Origin of the sequence: Streptosporangium nondiastaticum (genome assembly GCF_003011965.1) — a bacterium.
GTDB classification, from domain to species: Bacteria; Actinomycetota; Actinomycetes; order Streptomycetales; family Streptomycetaceae; genus Streptomyces; species Streptomyces nondiastaticus.
On sequence record NZ_PXWG01000062.1, the window covers coordinates 1 to 16079 of the forward strand.

The following is a 16079-nucleotide window of genomic DNA, read 5'->3' on the forward strand; positions in this document are numbered from 1 at the left end:
GAGACGCCCGGGCGTTCCGGCGGGAGGTCAACCGGTGGCTGCGGCTAGCCCAGAAGCAGGGCTGGGACTCGCTCAGCCCGGCCGAGAAGGGCAAGTTGCGCGCTCTGACCGTACCCGCCAGGGTAGTAGGCCTGGCGCGAGGCGCTGGCGGCGGCCCGCGCCGCGGCGGCGGAGCCGCGCCTGGGGCCGGTCGCGGAGTGGGGGGACATCGGCCCGTACCGCGTGCTGGCCGCCCTGCCGGCCGGGGCCGCGGCGGACACCTCGGTGCGCCCCCTGCTGGCCCCGGCCCACGCGGAGCTGGCCCGCACGGCGGAGGTGTTCCTCGACTGCGCGGGCCAGGCGGGCCGCACGGCCGCCGCCCTGGGCATCCACCGGCAGACGCTGTACTACCGCCTGGCGCGCGTGGAGCAGCTCACCGGCCTGGACCTGGACGAGGGCGAGGGCCGGCTGCTGCTCCACATGGCCCTGAAGGCGGCCCGGCTGTGAGGGCCGCACAGGCGGCCCGCTCGTAGCTGCGGCCGGCCCGCGCCCTCCTCGCCCGCTAGACCTCCTCCAGAGTGATGGCCTGCACGGGGCAGGCCCGGACGGCCTCCTTGACCATCGGCTCGCCCGCACCGTCCTCACGGCCGGGCCGCACCATGCCGAAGCCGTCGTCGTCCTGGTCGAAGACGCTCGGCGCGGTGAGGGCGCACTGCCCCGAGCCGATGCAGACGCCGGAGTCGATGGAGACGCGGTGAGGGCTCATAGCGGGTTCCGTTCTGTCGTCATCGCCGGTCACCAGGCGACGGGCAGGGCGTGGAGCCCCTGCAGGGTGTCACCGGGCTTCACGGACACCTCGCCGGGAGCAACGGCGAGGTGCAGGTCCGGGATACGGGTGAAGAGCGTGCCGAGGGCGATCTCCATCTCCGCGCGGGCCAGGTTCTGCCCCAGGCACTGGTGGACGCCGTAGCCGAAGGCGACGTGGTGGCGGGCCGAGCGGCCGACGTCGAGGGCGTCGGGCCCGGGGTAGGCGGCGGCGTCGCGGTTGACGAGCGAGGTACTGATCACGATCCCGTCGCCCGCGCGCACGGTGTGCCCGGCGATCCCGATGTCCTCCGTGGCGACCCGCACGAGGCCGTCGGCGATGGACAGGAAGCGCAGCAGCTCCTCCACGGCGGTGGGCATGAGGCCGGGGGCGGCGCGCAGGGCGGCGAGCTGCTCGGGGTGTTCGAGGAGCGTGTACACGCCGAGCGAGATCATGTTGGACGTGGTCTCGTGGCCGGCGATGAGCAGCAGCAGCGCCATCATGACCAGTTCGTCGCGGTCGACCTGGCCGTCGCCCAGGCGCTCCGCGATGAGCTCGTCGAGCAGCCCGTCGCCGGGCTCGGTCTCCTTGCGGGCCACGAGGCGGTGGAGGTAGTCGCGCAGGTCGTCGCGCGCGGCGACGGCCTCCGCGGAGGTCGGTGCGCTCACCAGCCGCCGGGAGCATCCCTCGAAGTAGTCGTGGTCGGCGTACGGGACGCCCAGCAGGCTGCAGATCACCATGGACGGCACGGGCAGGGAGTACGCGGAGACGAGTTCGGCGCTGCTGCCCTTGGCGAGCATGGTGTCGATGAGGCCGTCGACGACGAGCTGGATGCGGGGCCGGAGGGCATTGGCGTGCTTGACGGTGAAGCGCGGGATCAGCATGCGGCGCTGGCGGGCGTGTTCGGGGTCGTCCACGCCGAGCAGCGGGACGACCACCGAGGCCTGGTCCTCGGCGCGCGGCGCGAAGACGGGAAAGGCCGGATTCCGGCGGTCGGACGAGACGCGGGGGTCCGTGAGCAGGGAGCGGGCCTCGGTGTGGCCCGTCACGAGCCACACCACGCGTCCGTCGTACAGCGTGACGTGCGTCAGCGGGCCGCGGGCGGCCAGGTCCTGGTAGCCCGCGGGCGGCTGGTAGGGGCAGGTGCGGTCGCTGGGGAAGGAGGGAGCCGAGGTGCTGGTGGACTGGGTCCCGGTGTCGGTCATATGCGTCCTTCCAGGCGTTCGGACTGTTGTCCTCTACATCCGGTTCACCCAGTCCAAGCCCGTTTCACGCTGCGGGCTACGAGCATTCCGGCCATGTTCCGCACAACGCCCGACAAACGCCCGACATCCGCCGCAACCGGCCCGTGCCCGCACCTTTGCCGCGGCTCCCCCGGTTTGCCGCGGCTCCCCCGGCTCACCCCTCGCGGAACACGTCCAGCAGGCGGGTGAAGCTGTCGCCCCCGTACCCGCGCTCCATGCCGCGCCGGAAGACCTCCAGGACGGCGGCGGGCAGGGTGGTGCCGACCCCCGAGCCCTCGGCCGTATGGAGGACGTGGTCGACGCTCGCGACGCCCATGGCGAGCTTGTCGACGTCGCCCTCGTGGTTGCCGGCGTCGATGCGCGGCGCGTAGAACGCGAGGAAGTTCGGCAGCGAGGCCATGGTGGACTGCGCGTACGGCAGGAACTCCTGGGCGGTGATGCCGTTCGCCGCGGCGACGGCGGTGGCGTGCAGGTAGCTGAGCATCGCGGTCCAGAACATGTCCATCTGGATCTGGTAGTACAGCGCGGCCAGGCCGGGGTCGGTGCCGCGGTAGTCGGCGCCGGTGAGCACCTTCAGCGCGGCCTCGTGGGCCTCGAAGACCTCCTTGGGGCCGCTGTAGAAGGTGGACGACTCGGGGGACCCGATCCCGGAGGGCGGCGACTGCACCCCGCCGGTGAGGTGCTCGGCCCCGTGCCCGGCGGCCCAGGCGGCGGCCTCGCGGGCCCGCTCCGGAGTGTCCGAGCTCAGGTTCACCAGGACCCGGCCGCGCAGGGCGCCCGCGGCGGGCTCCAGGATCGCGTACACCGCGTCGTAATCGGTCAGGCTCAGGATCACCAGCTCGTTGACGGCCAGCGCCTCCTCGACCGTCTCCGCACGGAGCGCGCCCCGTGCGACGAGGGCGGCGGCCCTGGCCGCGGTGCGGTTCCAGACCGTCACCTCGTAGCCGGCGTCCAGATACGCCCCCGCCATGGCCTGCCCCATGGGGCCGAGGCCGATGACCGTCACTGCTGCCTTGTTCGCGGAAACCATGAATCCACACCCCTCTAGAACGAACGCTCTATCTAGCGACGGGAACAACGTAGCACGCTTCTAGAACGAACGCTCTACCTATATTCTCGGGAAGGTGAAGACCACCTCGGAGCAGAGCACCCCGGAGCAGACCGCCTCGGAGCAGACCGCCTCCCGGCAGCACGACGGAGCGGCCGCGGACCCCGGCGCCGGCCTCGGCACGCGCGAGCGGATCGTCCGCGCGACCGCACGACTGATGCAGCGTCAGGGCTATGAGGGCACGGGGATCAAGCAGATCTCCAAGGAGGCGGAGGCGACGCTCGGGTCGGTCTACCACTTCTTCCCGGGCGGCAAGCAGGAGCTGGCCGCCGAGGCGATCCGGCACGGCGACCGGGAGTTCGCCGAGATGCTGCGCCGGGCGCTGGAGGGCCGGCCGGACCCGGCCGAGGCGGTGCTCGCCGTCGCGCAGGACGTGGCCGCCGAACTCCGCGCTTCCGACTGGCTGGACGGCTGTCCCGTCACGGCCACGTCGCTGGGGACCGCCGCCCACGCCCCCGGCATCCAGCGCGCGGCGGAGGAGGCGTTCGAGCGCTGGCGGGGCCTCGTGCGCGACAAGCTCCTCGCCTGCGGCTTCGGCGCGCAGGACGCCCGGGAGCTCGCGCACACGGTGATCAACACTCTGGAGGGCGCCGAGTTCACGGCCCAGGTCGCCCGGGACGAGGAGCCCCTGCTGATCGCGGGGCGCCACCTGGCGCGCCTGATCGACTCCTACCGCTGAGCCCGGCGCGCGGCGGGCCCAGCGGCACGCTCCGTCAGCGGCCCGCCTCCCCCGGCGCGTTCAGCACCGTGCCCGCGAGCGCCCGCCGGGCGCCCTCGACGATCTCCTTGCCGGTGGGCGCCGCCGCGGGGTCGATGAGCCACTGCGTCAACAGCCCGATGAACAGGGCGTGGTAGAAGGCGCCCACCGTACGGGTCGCCTCCGGGCCGACCTCACTGTCGTCGACGCCCTCGAAGAGCGCCACCATGCCCTCGCGCCCGCCGGGCTGCACCGCGGCGAACTTCTCCCTGAGCTCGGGGTTCTTCACCAGCTGACCGATGATCTCCAGCTGCGCCGACCAGAACGCGCGGTCGTTCGCGAAGCCCGCGGTCACCCGGTCCAGCGTGGCGGCGAGGCGGTCCTCGCGCGGCGCGTCCGGATCCACGGCGGAGGCGATGACGGGCGCCGCCCCGTCGGCCCACTCCACGGTCAGCTGGATGAACGCCTCCATCATCAGCGCCTCCTTCGACCCGTAGTGGTAGCCGATGGAGGCGAGGTTGGCCCCCGAGGCGGCCACGATGTCGCGCGCCGTGGTGCGCGTCCAGCCCTTGTCGAGCAGGCAGCGCTTGGCGCCTTCGAGCAGATCTTCGCGATGTCCCATGAGGGCAGCGTAGCCGTAGCCATACGTACGTCCTAGACACCCGTCTCATACACCCGTCCAACAAAAGCGGACCCTATACAAGCGTTCTATACGACCGTCATAGACAAGCGTTTAAGACGTGCGTATAGTCCCGCCCATGACAACCCCTCCGGCGGCTCCGCCCACCACCCGCAACCTCGCAGGACGCAAGGAATGGACGGCCTTCGTCGTCCTCCTGCTGCCCCTCCTCCTGGTCTCGATGGACGTCTCCGTCCTCTTCTTCGCCATGCCGGCCATCAGCCGGGACCTGGAGCCGACCGGCACCCAGCAGCTGTGGATCTTCGACAGCTACGCCTTCGCCCTCGCCGGACTGCTGATCACGATGGGGTCGCTGGGCGACCGGATCGGCCGCCGCAAGCTGCTGCTGGCCGGGGCGCTCGCCTTCGGCGCCGCGTCGGTCGCCGCCGCGTACGCACAGAGCGCGGAGATGCTGATAGCCGCGCGCGCCGTGCTGGGTCTGGGCGGGGCCACCCTGATGCCCTCGACCATGGCGCTGGTGCGCAACCTGTTCCACGACGAGCAGCAGCGCAGCAAGGCCGTCGGCATCTGGTCCGGGGCGATGGCGGGCGGCATCGCGCTCGGCTCGGTCCTCGGCGGGCTGCTGCTGGACCACTTCTGGTGGGGCTCGGCGTTCCTCGTCAACGTGCCCGCGATGGTGCTGCTGCTGGTGCTCGTGCCGCTGCTCGTCCCGGAGTTCAAGGACCCCGCCCCGGGCCGCTTCGACTTCCTGAGCGTGCCGCTGTCCATGGGTTCCGTCGTCCCGGTCATCTACGGGATCAAGGAGATCGCGGCCGACGGGTTCGCGCTCGTCCCCGCCTCGTGCGTGGCCGCGGGCCTGCTCCTCGGCGTCGCGTTCGTCCGGCGCCAGCGCAGCCGCGGCGACGCGATGATCAGCCGTGAGCTGTTCCGGCACCGCGTGTTCGGGGTGGGCGTCGGCATCAACACCCTCGCCACGTTCGGCATGATGGGCTCCGCCTACTTCAGCACGCAGTACCTGCAGTCCGTGCTCGGCAAGGGCCCGCTGGAGGCGGCGCTGTGGGGCGCGATCCCCTCGGTCGCGGTCGGCTGCGTCGCGCCGCTCGCGGCCATGGCCGGGCAGAAGTTTCCCAAGGCCCGCGTCATGGCCGCCGGTTTCGTCGTCGCGGCCGCCGGCTACGGGCTGCTCACCTGCGCCGGCACCCGCTCCCTGGCCCTGACGCTGACCGGATCGGCGGTCATCGCCTGCGGCATCGTCGCGGTCATGGCCCTCGTCTCCGACATGGCGCTCGGCGCCACCCCGCCCGAGAAGGCCGGCAGCGCGGCCTCCGTGCTGGAGACCGGCCAGGAGCTCGGCGGCGCGCTGGGCATGGCGCTGTTCGGCAGCGTGGGCATCGCCGTCTACCGCCGCGACATGGCCGGCGAGCTCCCCGCGGACCTGCCGCACGGGGCGCTGGACGCGGCCCGCGAGACGCTCGGCGGTGCGGCGGCGGTCGCGGGGCAGCTGCCGGGGCGGGTGGGCGAGGCGGTCCTCACCGCCTCCCGCGAGGCCTTCACGCACGGCATGAACGTCGCCGCGGTCGGCGGTGCGGTTGCGCTGCTGCTGTCCGCGGTGATCACCGTGACGGCGCTGCGGCGGCGGTGACCCCACGCCCCGGCGGTGCCGGACCCGGCCCCGGGTACGTACGGCACCGCCGGACTCCGCCGTGGTGGCTGATCGCCGCTGCGGCGGATTCATGGGGGCGACGCACCCACACCCCTCGGCGGCGGGGGCCGGAAGCCGAGCGCCCTCTACGTGCCGCCGGTGTGCTGTTCCACGTACACGGCCAGGCCGTCCAGGAGGCGGGCCAGGCCGAAGGCGAAGGCCGCGTCGAGGGCGGCGGCATCGGGCCCGTCCGCCAGGCTGACGGCCATGCCGCGCACGTAGCCGGTGACCGCCGCCGCGGTGCGGGCCACCGCGGCGGGCTCCAGGCCCCGGCGGAGCGCCGGTGCCATGGCCCATTCCATGAGGCCGGCGGCGGCCGGGGGAAGCCCGGCCCCGGCCAGCCAGGGGTGGCGCCGGTAGCGGGCCCACTGGTGGCGGGCCGCCGCCTCCAGGCGGCCGCGCCAGCCGGCCGGGGCACGGCCGGTGAGGCCGCACTCGGCGAAGGCGGCGTCCGCCATCAGGGCGACGAGCTCGCCCTTGCCCGGCACGTGCCGGTACAACGCCATCGGGGGGACGCCGAGTTCGGCGGCGAGGGCGCGCATGGACAGCGCCGCCGCCCCGTGGACGTCCGCCAGCGCGACGGCGGTCCGCACGATGTGGTCGCGGGTGAGCGTGCGCGGCGCGCCGTCCGGGCGACCGGGCGGCGGCCCCGCGGCGGTCCCGACGACGGTGCCGACGCCCGGCACGGCGTGCACGAGGCCCTCGGCACGGAGCACCGACAGCACCTTGCCGGCCGTGGCCGTGGCGATGCCCCACTCCTGCGCGATCTGCCGGACGGAGGGGACCTTCTCGCCCGCGCGGATCTCGCCGGAGGCGATGCGGGCACGGAGTTCGGCGGCGATCCGGAGGTACGGGGCGGGCGCCGGAGCCGCGGGCTGTTCCAGTACACCCATAGCCGGAAGGTTAGGAGCGCTACGGGGCGCGGCGGAAGCGCATGAGGCCCCGCATGGGGCCCCGCATGGGGCCCCGCATGGGGCCCGCCCTGCATGAGGCCCCACCGCATGAGGCCCCACCGCCCCACACAGGGCAGCCGGGCCTCACCACGTCAGTCCGTAAGGCTCACCGTAAGGCTTGCCCTCAGGCTCGCCCTCAGTCCGTCAGGTTCACCGCGCGCGCCGACGCCGCGCCGATCTCCTCGGCGATCTCCGACAGCACGGGCGGGGTGACCGACTCGTCGACCGTGAGGGCGACGAGCGCCTCGCCGCCCTCCGTGGCGCGGGAGACCTGCATGCCGGCGATGTTGATGCCGGCCTCGCCGAGGATGCGGCCCAGGGTGCCGACGACGCCGGGGCGGTCGGCGTAGCGGAAGAACGCCATGTGGTCGGCGAGCGCGAGGTCCACGTCGTGGTCGCCGACCGCGACGATCTTCTGCTGGTTCTTCGGGCCGGCCAGCGTGCCGGAGATGGAGACCTCGTCGCCCCCGGCGAGCGTGCCGCGCACGGTGACCACGTTGCGGTGCTCGGTCGACTCGGAGCTCGTGGTCAGCCGCACCTCGACGCCGCGCTCCTGCGCGAACAGCGGGGCGTTGACGTAGGAGACGGTCTCGTCGACGACGTCCTCGAAGACGCCCTTGAGGGCGGACAGCTCCAGGACCTTGACGTCGTACTGAGTGAGCTCGCCGTAGACCTCGACGTCGAGGCGGACGGCGACCTCGCCGGCCAGGGCCGTGAAGATCCGGCCGAGCTTCTCGGCGAGCGGCAGGGCCGGCTTGACGTCCTCGGCGATGACGCCGCCCTGGACGTTGACCGCGTCCGGCACCAGTTCGCCCGCCAGCGCCAGCCGCACGGACTTGGCGACGGCGATGCCGGCCTTCTCCTGGGCCTCGCCCGTGGAGGCGCCGAGGTGCGGGGTTGCCACCACGTTGTCGAACTCGAAGAGCGGGGAGTCGGTGCAGGGCTCGGAGGCGTAGACGTCGAGGCCGGCGCCGGCGACACGGCCCTCCTTGAGGGCCGAGGCGAGGGCCGTCTCGTCGACGATGCCGCCGCGCGCGGCGTTGACGATGCGGACACTGGGCTTGACCTTGTGGAGCGCCTCGTCGCCGATGAGGCCGAGCGTCTCGGGCGTCTTGGGCAGGTGCACGGTGATGAAGTCCGCGACCTCCAGCAGCTCGTCGAGCGTGAGGAGCTTGACGCCCATCTGGGCGGCGCGCGCGGGCTGGACGTACGGGTCGTAGGCGACGACCTTCATGCCGAAGGCGGACATCCGCTGGGCGACGAGCACGCCGATCCGGCCGAGGCCGACGACGCCGAGGGTCTTCTCGGAGAGCTCGACGCCGGTGTACTTGGAGCGCTTCCACTCGCCGTTCTTCAGCGCGGAGTTGGCCTGCGGGATGTTGCGGGCGGTGGCGATGAGCAGGCCGCAGGCGAGCTCGGCGGCGGTGACGATGTTGGAGGTGGGGGCGTTGACGACCATCACGCCGGCCTTGGTGGCGGCGGAGACGTCCACGTTGTCCAGGCCGACGCCGGCGCGGGCGATGACGCGCAGCTTCGTGGCGGCGGCGATGGCCTCGGCGTCGACCTTGGTGGCGCTGCGGACCAGGATGGCGTCGACGTCGGCGACGGCGGGCAGGAGCTCCGCTCGGTCGGCGCCGTTGCAGTGGCGGATCTCGAAGTCGGGGCCGAGGGCGTCGACGGTGGCCGGGGAGAGCTCCTCGGCGATGAGGACGACGGGTTTGCGGGGCGAAGCAGTGCTCACGGGTTCCTCACTGGTCCTTGGCGGACGGCCGTCCCGACGGCCGAAGGCGGTGAAGGGGGCAGGCAGCCGCGTGGAAGACGCACGACGCTGTGAGCCTGGTACGCGCTTGTTGGTGTGCAGTGTATCGGCGCTCGTCGCGGGCTCGCGCGAGCTTCGCCCGCAATCACCGGGCGGGGCGGACGGCCGCGCCGGGCGGGCCGGGTGACCGGCCCGCCCGGCGATCAGGGCGAAGGAGCGTTTTACTCCGTTTCCTGCTCCCTGTCTTACTCCTGGCCTTACTCCTTGCCTTACTCCTTGTCGTCCATCCAGCTCATCAGCTTGCGCAGCTTCTTGCCCGTGGTCTCCAGCAGGTGGTCCTCGTCGGCCTTCTTGTACTCGTTGTACTTGGGCAGGCCGGCCTGGTACTCCTTCATCCAGTTGTTGGCGAAGGTGCCGTCCTGGATCTCGCCGAGGACCTTCTTCATCTCGGCCTTGGTGCCCTCGTTGACGATGCGCGGGCCGGTGACGTAGTCGCCCCACTCGGCGGTCTCGGAGACCGACCAGCGCATCTTCTCCAGGCCGCCCTCGTACATCAGGTCGACGATGAGCTTGAGCTCGTGGAGGCACTCGAAGTAGGCGATCTCCGGCTGGTAGCCGGCCTCGACCAGCGTCTCGAAGCCGGCCTTCACCAGCGCCGAGGCGCCGCCGCACAGGACGGCCTGCTCGCCGAAGAGGTCGGTCTCGGTCTCCTCGGTGAAGGTGGTCTTGATGACGCCGGCGCGGGTGCCGCCGATCGCCTTGGCGTAGGAGAGCGCGAGCTGGAAGGCGTTGCCGGAGGCGTCCTGCTCGACGGCCGCGATGCACGGGACGCCGCGGCCCTCCTCGTACTGGCGGCGCACGAGGTGGCCCGGGCCCTTGGGGGCGACCATGCAGACGTCGACGCCGGCCGGGGGCTTGATGAAGCCGAAGCGGATGTTGAAGCCGTGGCCGAAGAAGAGGGCGTCGCCGTCCTTGAGGTTGTCCTTGACGGACTCCTCGTAGACCTTGGCCTGGATCGGGTCCGGGACGAGGATCATGATGACGTCGGCCTCGGCCGCCGCCTCGGCCGGGGTGACGACGCGCAGGCCCTGCTCCTCGGCCTTCTGCTTGGACTTGGAGCCCTCGTGCAGGCCCACGCGGACGTCGACGCCCGAGTCGCGCAGGGACAGCGCGTGGGCGTGGCCCTGGCTGCCGTAGCCGAGGACCGCGACCTTGCGGCCCTGGATGATGGACAGGTCGGCGTCGTTGTCGTAGAAGAGCTCGGCAGCCACGTTGGGTTATCTCCTTGTTTCCGGTTGTCCGGTTGTGCGTCCCACCGTATGACGGGCGGGCGGGGGAAAGATTTCAGGTCTCGGTATACGGATGAACTGATTCCGGCCGGATCCGGCCGGTCGGGCCGATCGGGACGGAATGCGGTCGAGCCGGACGGACGGCCGGTCAGGCCGAGCGGTCCAGCGCGCGCAGGCTGCGGTCCGTGATGGACCGGGCGCCGCGCCCTATGGCGATCGTCCCGGACTGCACCAGTTCCTTGATGCCGAACGGCTCCAGCATCTTGAGCATGGCGCCGAGCTTGTCGCTGCCGCCGGTGGCCTCGATGGTGACGGCCTCCGGGGAGACGTCGACGGTCTTGGCGCGGAACAGCTGGACGATCTCGACGATCTGGGAGCGGGTCTCGTTGTCGGCGCGGACCTTCACCAGGACGAGCTCGCGGTGGATCGCCTGGCTGTCCTCCAGCTCGACGATCTTCAGCACGTTGACGAGCTTGTTGAGCTGCTTGGTGACCTGCTCCAGCGGCAGCGACTCGACGTTGACGACGATGGTGATGCGGGAGATGTCCGGGTGTTCGGTGACGCCGACGGCGAGGGAGTCGATGTTGAAGCCGCGGCGGGCGAACAGGGCGGCGATCCGGGTGAGGATGCCGGGGGTGTTCTCCACCAGGACGGAGAGCGTGTGCTTGGTCATCTGCTCGTTCTCTCTCTTCTCGCGGTCCCTCAGTCGTCCTCGCCGTCGCCGAAGTCCGGGCGGACTCCGCGCGCGGCGAGGATCTCGTCGTTGGAGGTGCCGGCGGCGACCATCGGCCAGACCATGGCGTCCTGGTGGACGATGAAGTCGACCACGACCGGCCGGTCGTTGATGGCGTTGGCCTGCTGGATGACGGCGTCCAGGTCCTCCGGGCGCTCGCAGCGCAGGCCGACGCAGCCCATGGCCTCGGAGAGCTTGACGAAGTCCGGGACGCGGGTGCCGGCGAAGGCCTTGGTGCCGGAGCCCGCGGCGGAGTCGCCGCCGGACGCCGCCGGGCCCGAGTCGAGCACGGTGTTGGAGTAGCGCTGGTTGTAGAACAGGGTCTGCCACTGGCGGACCATGCCCAGGGCGCCGTTGTTGATGATGGCGATCTTGACGGGGATGTTGTTCAGGGCACAGGTGACCAGTTCCTGATTGGTCATCTGGAAGCAGCCGTCGCCGTCGATGGCCCAGACGGTGCGGTCGGGCAGGCCGGCCTTGGCGCCCATCGCGGCGGGCACCGCGTAGCCCATCGTCCCGGCGCCGCCGGAGTTGAGCCAGGTGGCGGGCTGCTCGTACTCGATGAAGTGCGCGGCCCACATCTGGTGCTGGCCGACGCCGGCGGCGTAGATGGTGTCCTCGGGGGCGAGCTGCCCGATGCGCTGGATGACCTGCTGGGGGGCGAGGGTGCCGTCGGCGGGCTGGTCGAAGCCGAGCGGGTAGGTGTCGCGCCAGCGGTCGAGGTCCTGCCACCAGGCGGCGTAGCGCTCGCGGGCGGCCTCGCCGCTGCGGCCCTCGGCGAGCTCGGACTGGAGGGCGACGATCAGGTCGGCGATGACCTCGCGGGCGTCGCCGACGATCGGCACGTCGGCGGCGCGGTTCTTGCCGATCTCGGCGGGGTCGATGTCGGCGTGGACGACCTTGGCGTACGGGGCGAAGGAGTCCAGCTTGCCGGTGACGCGGTCGTCGAAGCGGGCGCCGAGGGCGATGATCAGGTCGGACTTCTGCAGGGCGGTGACGGCGGCGACGGAGCCGTGCATGCCGGGCATGCCCAGGTGCTGGGGGTGGCTGTCGGGGAAGGCGCCCAGGGCCATCAGGGTGGTGGTGACGGGGGCGCCGGTCAGCTCGGCGAGGACCTTCAGCTCGGCGGTGGCGCGGGCCTTGAGGACGCCGCCGCCGACGTAGAGCACGGGGCGGGCGGCCTGGCCGATCAGCTTGGCGGCCTCGCGGATCTGCTTGGAGTGCGGCTTGGTCACCGGGCGGTAGCCGGGCAGGTCGGTGTGCGGCGGCCAGCTGAAGGTGGTCTGGGCCTGCAGGGCGTCCTTGGCGATGTCCACGAGCACGGGGCCGGGGCGGCCGGTGGAGGCGACGTGGAAGGCCTCGGCGATGGTGCGGGGGATCTCGGCGGGGTCGGTGACCAGCCAGTTGTGCTTGGTGATCGGCATGGTGATGCCGCAGATGTCCGCCTCCTGGAAGGCGTCCGTGCCGATCGACTTGGAGGCGACCTGACCGGTGATGGCGACCAGCGGGACGGAGTCCATGTGGGCGTCGGCGATCGGCGTGACGAGGTTGGTGGCGCCGGGGCCGGAGGTGGCCATGCAGACCCCGACCTTGCCGGTGGCCTGGGCGTATCCGGTCGCGGCGTGGCCCGCGCCCTGCTCGTGGCGGACCAGGACGTGGCGGACCTTCGAGGAGTCCATCATCGGGTCGTAGGCGGGGAGGATCGCCCCGCCCGGGATCCCGAACACGATCTCGGCCCCGACCTCCTCCAGCGAGCGGATGAGGGACTGCGCGCCCGTGACGTGCTCGACGGTGGCGGGCTGCTGCGCCGCGCTACGGGCCCGCGGCTGCGGATGGTGGGCCCCGGTGGCCTGCTCGGTCATCGACATTCTCTTCTCGAAGGATTCGACGGGATTCGACGGGGATTCGACGGGGACGTCTGGAGGAGCGAAGGGCGGTTTGGGTGGGTCTGTCACGTTCTAGTGCAACAAAAAACCCCTCGTGCCGTGAGGCAAGCGAGGGGAGCGCGCCGGTGTGGTCAGCAGGGCTTGTATGAGGGCCTGCTTCAGCCGACGCGCTGTCCAAGTACGAGAATTCGGGTGCGCATGGAACCGACCCTCCACCCGCCACCAGCGAAGTGTCAAGTGGGTGGGACGGGCGTCTCATTATTTGAGCGCAATGGAGCATGGGCCAGCGATCCGGCGCCCCCCGCGGACGCCGATCGCGTACCGGACGGTACTGCCCCCGCGGGCAGGGCGGCGCCTGTGACCCACGCATTCGCGCCATCCACGGACGCGCTGGGTACGGGATAGGCCCCGAGGTCGAGCGCGTGCCGCAGCCGGTGCTCGTCGAGCGGGCCCGCGAAGGCGGCGCCCAGCCCGTGGGTGCATCCCATGGCGCGCAGGGCGAGCGCCTGCTCGGGGACGTCGACGCCGTCGGCCACGGACTGCATGCCCAGGTCGGTGGCGATCCTCAGCAGCCCGGCGGTGATCTTGTGCAGCCGGGCGGACTCCACGACCCCGTCGACGAGCCCCCGGTCGAGCTTGAGGGTGTCGATGGGCAGCCGGCGCAGGGCACTGATCGCGGCATAGCCGCTGCCGAAGCCGTCGAGGGCGATCCGCACGCCCATCCGGCGGAGGGCGGCGAGCCGCCGCTCCAGCTCGTCGAGCGGCACCCGGGGGTCGCTCCCGGACAGCTCCAGGACGAGCGCCCCGGAGGGCAGCCCGTGCCGGATCAGGAGGCCCTCCAGGTTCTTGGCGGGCAGCGACCGGTCCATCAGCCGGGCGGCGGACAGCCGGACGTACACCGGGACGGCGTGGCCCGCGCGGAAGCGCTGGGCGGCCTGCTCCACGGCCTTCTCCACCGTCCAGCGGCCGAGCTCGGCGATGCGGGCGGCCTCGTCGCCCCGCTCGTTCTCGGCCACGCGGAGATACTCCGCAGGAGTGAACAGTATTCCCTGGGCGGAGCGCCAGCGGGGCTGTGCGGCGACCGCGGTGATCACACCCGTGCCCAGGTCCACGACGGGCTGGTGGAGCAGGGCGAACTCGCCCTCGTGCAGGGCGGTGCGCAGCCGGGTGGCGAGCTCGGCGCGGCGGACCACGTCGGCCTGCATCTGGGGTGCGTAGAGCTCGACGCGGCCCTTGCCTGCCTGCTTGGCGCGGTACATCGCGAGGTCGGCGTTGCGCATCAGCTCGCCCGGGGTGATGCCGGGCTCGGCGAAGGCCACGCCGATGCTGGCGGCGACGCGGACCTCGGTGCCTCCTTCCACGCGGTAGGGCTGGGAGAGGGTGACCCGCAGCCGGTCGGCGATCTCGTGGATGCGGTACTCGCGGGCGGCGGGGTCGCGGGTGCCGTCGCCGATGATCAGCGCCGCGAACTCGTCGCCTCCGAAGCGGGCCGTGGAGTCCCCCGCGCGGACGGAGTCCTGGAGGCGACGGGCCGCCTGGACGAGCAGCTCGTCGCCGGCTTGGTGGCCGACGCTGTCGTTCACCGCCTTGAAGCCGTCGAGGTCGATGAAGAGCACGGCGGTGCCCGCGTCGGTCGCTCTGCGGCCGGTGAGGGCTTGCTGGACGCGCTTGGTGAACAGGGCGCGGTTGGGCAGGTCCGTGAGCGGGTCGTGCTCGGCGGTGTGCTGGAGCTGGGCCTGGAGGCGGACGCGCTCGGTGACGTCGCGGCTGTTGAAGATCAGGCCGCCGTGGTGGCGGTTGACGGTGGACTCCACGTTGAGCCACTCGCCGCCGCCCGAGCGGAAGCGGCACTCGATGCGGGTGGTGGGCTCCTCGGCGGGCGGCGCGGCGAGGAAGCGGCGCACCTCGTGGACGACTCTGCCGAGGTCCTCCGGGTGGATGAGCGAGGCCAGTTCGGAGCCGACGAGGTCCTCGGCCTCGCGGCCGTAGACGCCGGCGGCGGCCGGGCTGACGTAGCGCAGTATGCCCGTGGGCGCGGCGATCATGATGACGTCGCTGGAGCCCTGGACGAGGGAGCGGAAGTGGTTCTCCTTCTGGGCCAGTTCCTGGGTGAGGGAGATGTTGTCCAGCAGCATGATGCCCTGGCGGATGACCAGGGCCAGGACGACCGTGCAGCCGGTGAACAGGACGACTTTGTCGACCTGGTGGCCGTCCAGGACGTTGTAGAGGATGCCCAGGGTGCACACGGCGGCGGCCAGGTACGGCGTGAGGGCCGCGAGGGAGCCGGCGATGGGGCGGCTGGGGTGGTGCGGGTGCTGGGCCGAGCGGGCCGGGGCGTCGTCGCCCTCCTCGCGGGCGACCCAGGGGGCGTACGCCATGAGCATGTAGCCCGCGAACCAGCCCGCGTCGAGGATCTGGCCCGAGCGGTAGTGCGAGCGCAGCAGCGGTGAGGTGAACAGGGCGTCGCACAGGACCGTCAGGGCGAGGGCCGCGATGGCGGTGTTGATGGCCGAGCGGTTGGCCGTCGAGCGCCGGAAGTGCAGCGCCAGCACCATGGACACCAGGGCGATGTCCAGCAGCGGATAGGCCAGGGAGAGCGCGGCGTGCGCGACGCTCTCGCCCTCGAAGTGGGCGGTGTGGGCGAGCGCCAGGCTCCAGGAGAGCGTGAGCAGCGAGCCGCCGGTGAGCCACGCGTCGAGGGCCAGGCACACCCAGCCGGCCCGGGTGACGGGGCGGCGGGCGAGGACCAGCAGGCCGATGATGGCCGGCGGCGCGAAGAGCAGGAAGCAGAAGTCGGCGATGGACGGCGTCGGCACGCGGGCGTCGAGGACGACCTCGTACCAGCCCCAGACAACGTTGCCGAGACCTGCCATGGCGGAGGACGCCGCGAAGAGGAACCACGCGAGGCGGAACCGGGTGCGGTGCGTGCGCCCGTACCAGAAGCAGGAGACGGCGGCGAGCACGGCGGCCCCGCCGAGGCCGAAGTCGCCCATGGCGGAGGCGAGCTCGCTCGATCCCCAGCCGAAGGCCGCCCCCGTGGCGTAGCCGCCGCAGACGAGGGCCAGCAGGAGCTGGGAGACCGGGCCCGTGCCGCCGGACGGGCGGGGCAGGGCCGCTCCTGGGGCGCTCACCGCGCCGCCGTCCGCAGCAGCGGGACCCATGGGAGCCACAGGAGCAGGGTCGCCACGCAGTGCGGGCGCGGTGCACGGTGCAGGGCACGGTGCGGTCGTGGTCGGTGCGTGAGCCGCGTCGGGTTGATCGTCCATTGGCCGTGCATCGCCCGT

The 16079-nt window shown here is 72.2% G+C and carries 13 protein-coding genes; 3 read left to right on the plus strand and 10 right to left on the minus strand.

The window, feature by feature from the left end:
- Positions 1-222 precede the first annotated feature (222 nt).
- Complete coding sequence (locus tag B7P34_RS21240) at positions 223-486, plus strand: PucR family transcriptional regulator (protein ID WP_223268073.1); 264 nt, start codon at positions 223-225, stop codon at positions 484-486.
- Between the two features lie 55 nt (positions 487-541).
- On the opposite strand, the gene B7P34_RS21245 is transcribed toward B7P34_RS21240, so the two are convergent.
- The 3 genes from B7P34_RS21245 to B7P34_RS21255 all read right to left on the minus strand — a co-directional run bounded on the left by B7P34_RS21245 (position 542) and on the right by B7P34_RS21255 (position 3058).
- Positions 542-745, minus strand: a complete 204-nt coding sequence (locus B7P34_RS21245; protein WP_106678754.1) for a ferredoxin — start codon at positions 743-745, stop codon at positions 542-544.
- 29 nt (positions 746-774) lie between these two features.
- On the minus strand, positions 775-1989 hold the full coding sequence (locus B7P34_RS21250) for a cytochrome P450 (protein WP_106678756.1): 1215 nt from the start codon (positions 1987-1989) through the stop codon (positions 775-777).
- Between the two features lie 193 nt (positions 1990-2182).
- Complete coding sequence (locus B7P34_RS21255; protein WP_106678758.1) at positions 2183-3058, minus strand: NAD(P)-dependent oxidoreductase; 876 nt, start codon at positions 3056-3058, stop codon at positions 2183-2185.
- Between the two features lie 94 nt (positions 3059-3152).
- Here B7P34_RS21255 and B7P34_RS21260 point away from each other — a divergent pair, with 94 nt between their 5' ends.
- Positions 3153-3815, plus strand: coding sequence for a TetR/AcrR family transcriptional regulator (locus B7P34_RS21260; protein ID WP_106678760.1), 663 nt, complete (start codon positions 3153-3155; stop codon positions 3813-3815).
- Positions 3816-3849: 34 nt separating this feature from the next.
- On the opposite strand, the gene B7P34_RS21265 is transcribed toward B7P34_RS21260, so the two are convergent.
- Positions 3850-4455, minus strand: a complete 606-nt coding sequence (locus tag B7P34_RS21265) for a TetR/AcrR family transcriptional regulator (RefSeq protein ID WP_106678762.1) — start codon at positions 4453-4455, stop codon at positions 3850-3852.
- Between the two features lie 136 nt (positions 4456-4591).
- Between B7P34_RS21265 and B7P34_RS21270 the strand changes: the two genes are divergently transcribed.
- Positions 4592-6115, plus strand: a complete 1524-nt coding sequence (locus B7P34_RS21270; RefSeq protein ID WP_106678764.1) for an MFS transporter — start codon at positions 4592-4594, stop codon at positions 6113-6115.
- Between the two features lie 146 nt (positions 6116-6261).
- Here the strand turns inward: B7P34_RS21270 and B7P34_RS21275 are convergent, their stop codons facing one another.
- From B7P34_RS21275 to B7P34_RS21300, 6 genes are all read right to left on the minus strand, one after another.
- Positions 6262-7068 carry a GntR family transcriptional regulator gene (locus tag B7P34_RS21275; protein ID WP_106678766.1) on the minus strand — a complete coding sequence of 269 codons (807 nt, stop codon included), beginning with the start codon at positions 7066-7068 and terminating at the stop codon, positions 6262-6264.
- Between the two features lie 196 nt (positions 7069-7264).
- Complete coding sequence (gene serA, locus B7P34_RS21280) at positions 7265-8869, minus strand: phosphoglycerate dehydrogenase (protein WP_106678768.1); 1605 nt, start codon at positions 8867-8869, stop codon at positions 7265-7267.
- A gap of 287 nt (positions 8870-9156) precedes the next feature.
- Positions 9157-10158 (minus strand): ketol-acid reductoisomerase, encoded by a 1002-nt coding sequence (ilvC, locus tag B7P34_RS21285; protein WP_106678769.1) that lies wholly within the window; start codon positions 10156-10158, stop codon positions 9157-9159.
- 166 nt (positions 10159-10324) lie between these two features.
- The gene (ilvN, locus tag B7P34_RS21290; protein WP_030368133.1) at positions 10325-10849 is read right to left on the minus strand and encodes an acetolactate synthase small subunit; all 525 of its coding nucleotides are present in this window, start codon (positions 10847-10849) and stop codon (positions 10325-10327) included.
- 29 nt (positions 10850-10878) lie between these two features.
- On the minus strand, positions 10879-12771 hold the full coding sequence (locus tag B7P34_RS21295) for an acetolactate synthase large subunit (protein ID WP_106678771.1): 1893 nt from the start codon (positions 12769-12771) through the stop codon (positions 10879-10881).
- A 257-nt stretch (positions 12772-13028) separates the two neighbouring features.
- Complete coding sequence (locus tag B7P34_RS21300; protein ID WP_106678773.1) at positions 13029-15956, minus strand: putative bifunctional diguanylate cyclase/phosphodiesterase; 2928 nt, start codon at positions 15954-15956, stop codon at positions 13029-13031.
- Between the last annotated feature and the right edge of the window lie 123 nt (positions 15957-16079).

Excerpts from the sequence above, each read along its gene's own strand:
- B7P34_RS21270 (WP_106678764.1), top strand. The coding sequence starts at position 4,592 with ATGACAACCCCTCCGGCGGCTCCGCCCACCACCCGCAACCTCGCAGGA.
- B7P34_RS21275 (WP_106678766.1), bottom strand. The coding sequence starts at position 7,068 with ATGGGTGTACTGGAACAGCCCGCGGCTCCGGCGCCCGCCCCGTACCTC.
- B7P34_RS21300 (WP_106678773.1), bottom strand. The coding sequence starts at position 15,956 with ATGGGTCCCGCTGCTGCGGACGGCGGCGCGGTGAGCGCCCCAGGAGCG.
- B7P34_RS21255 (WP_106678758.1), bottom strand. The coding sequence starts at position 3,058 with ATGGTTTCCGCGAACAAGGCAGCAGTGACGGTCATCGGCCTCGGCCCC.
- B7P34_RS21250 (WP_106678756.1), bottom strand. The coding sequence starts at position 1,989 with ATGACCGACACCGGGACCCAGTCCACCAGCACCTCGGCTCCCTCCTTC.
- B7P34_RS21295 (WP_106678771.1), bottom strand. The coding sequence starts at position 12,771 with ATGACCGAGCAGGCCACCGGGGCCCACCATCCGCAGCCGCGGGCCCGT.
- ilvN (WP_030368133.1), bottom strand. The coding sequence starts at position 10,849 with ATGACCAAGCACACGCTCTCCGTCCTGGTGGAGAACACCCCCGGCATC.
- B7P34_RS21265 (WP_106678762.1), bottom strand. The coding sequence starts at position 4,455 with ATGGGACATCGCGAAGATCTGCTCGAAGGCGCCAAGCGCTGCCTGCTC.
- B7P34_RS21245 (WP_106678754.1), bottom strand. The coding sequence starts at position 745 with ATGAGCCCTCACCGCGTCTCCATCGACTCCGGCGTCTGCATCGGCTCG.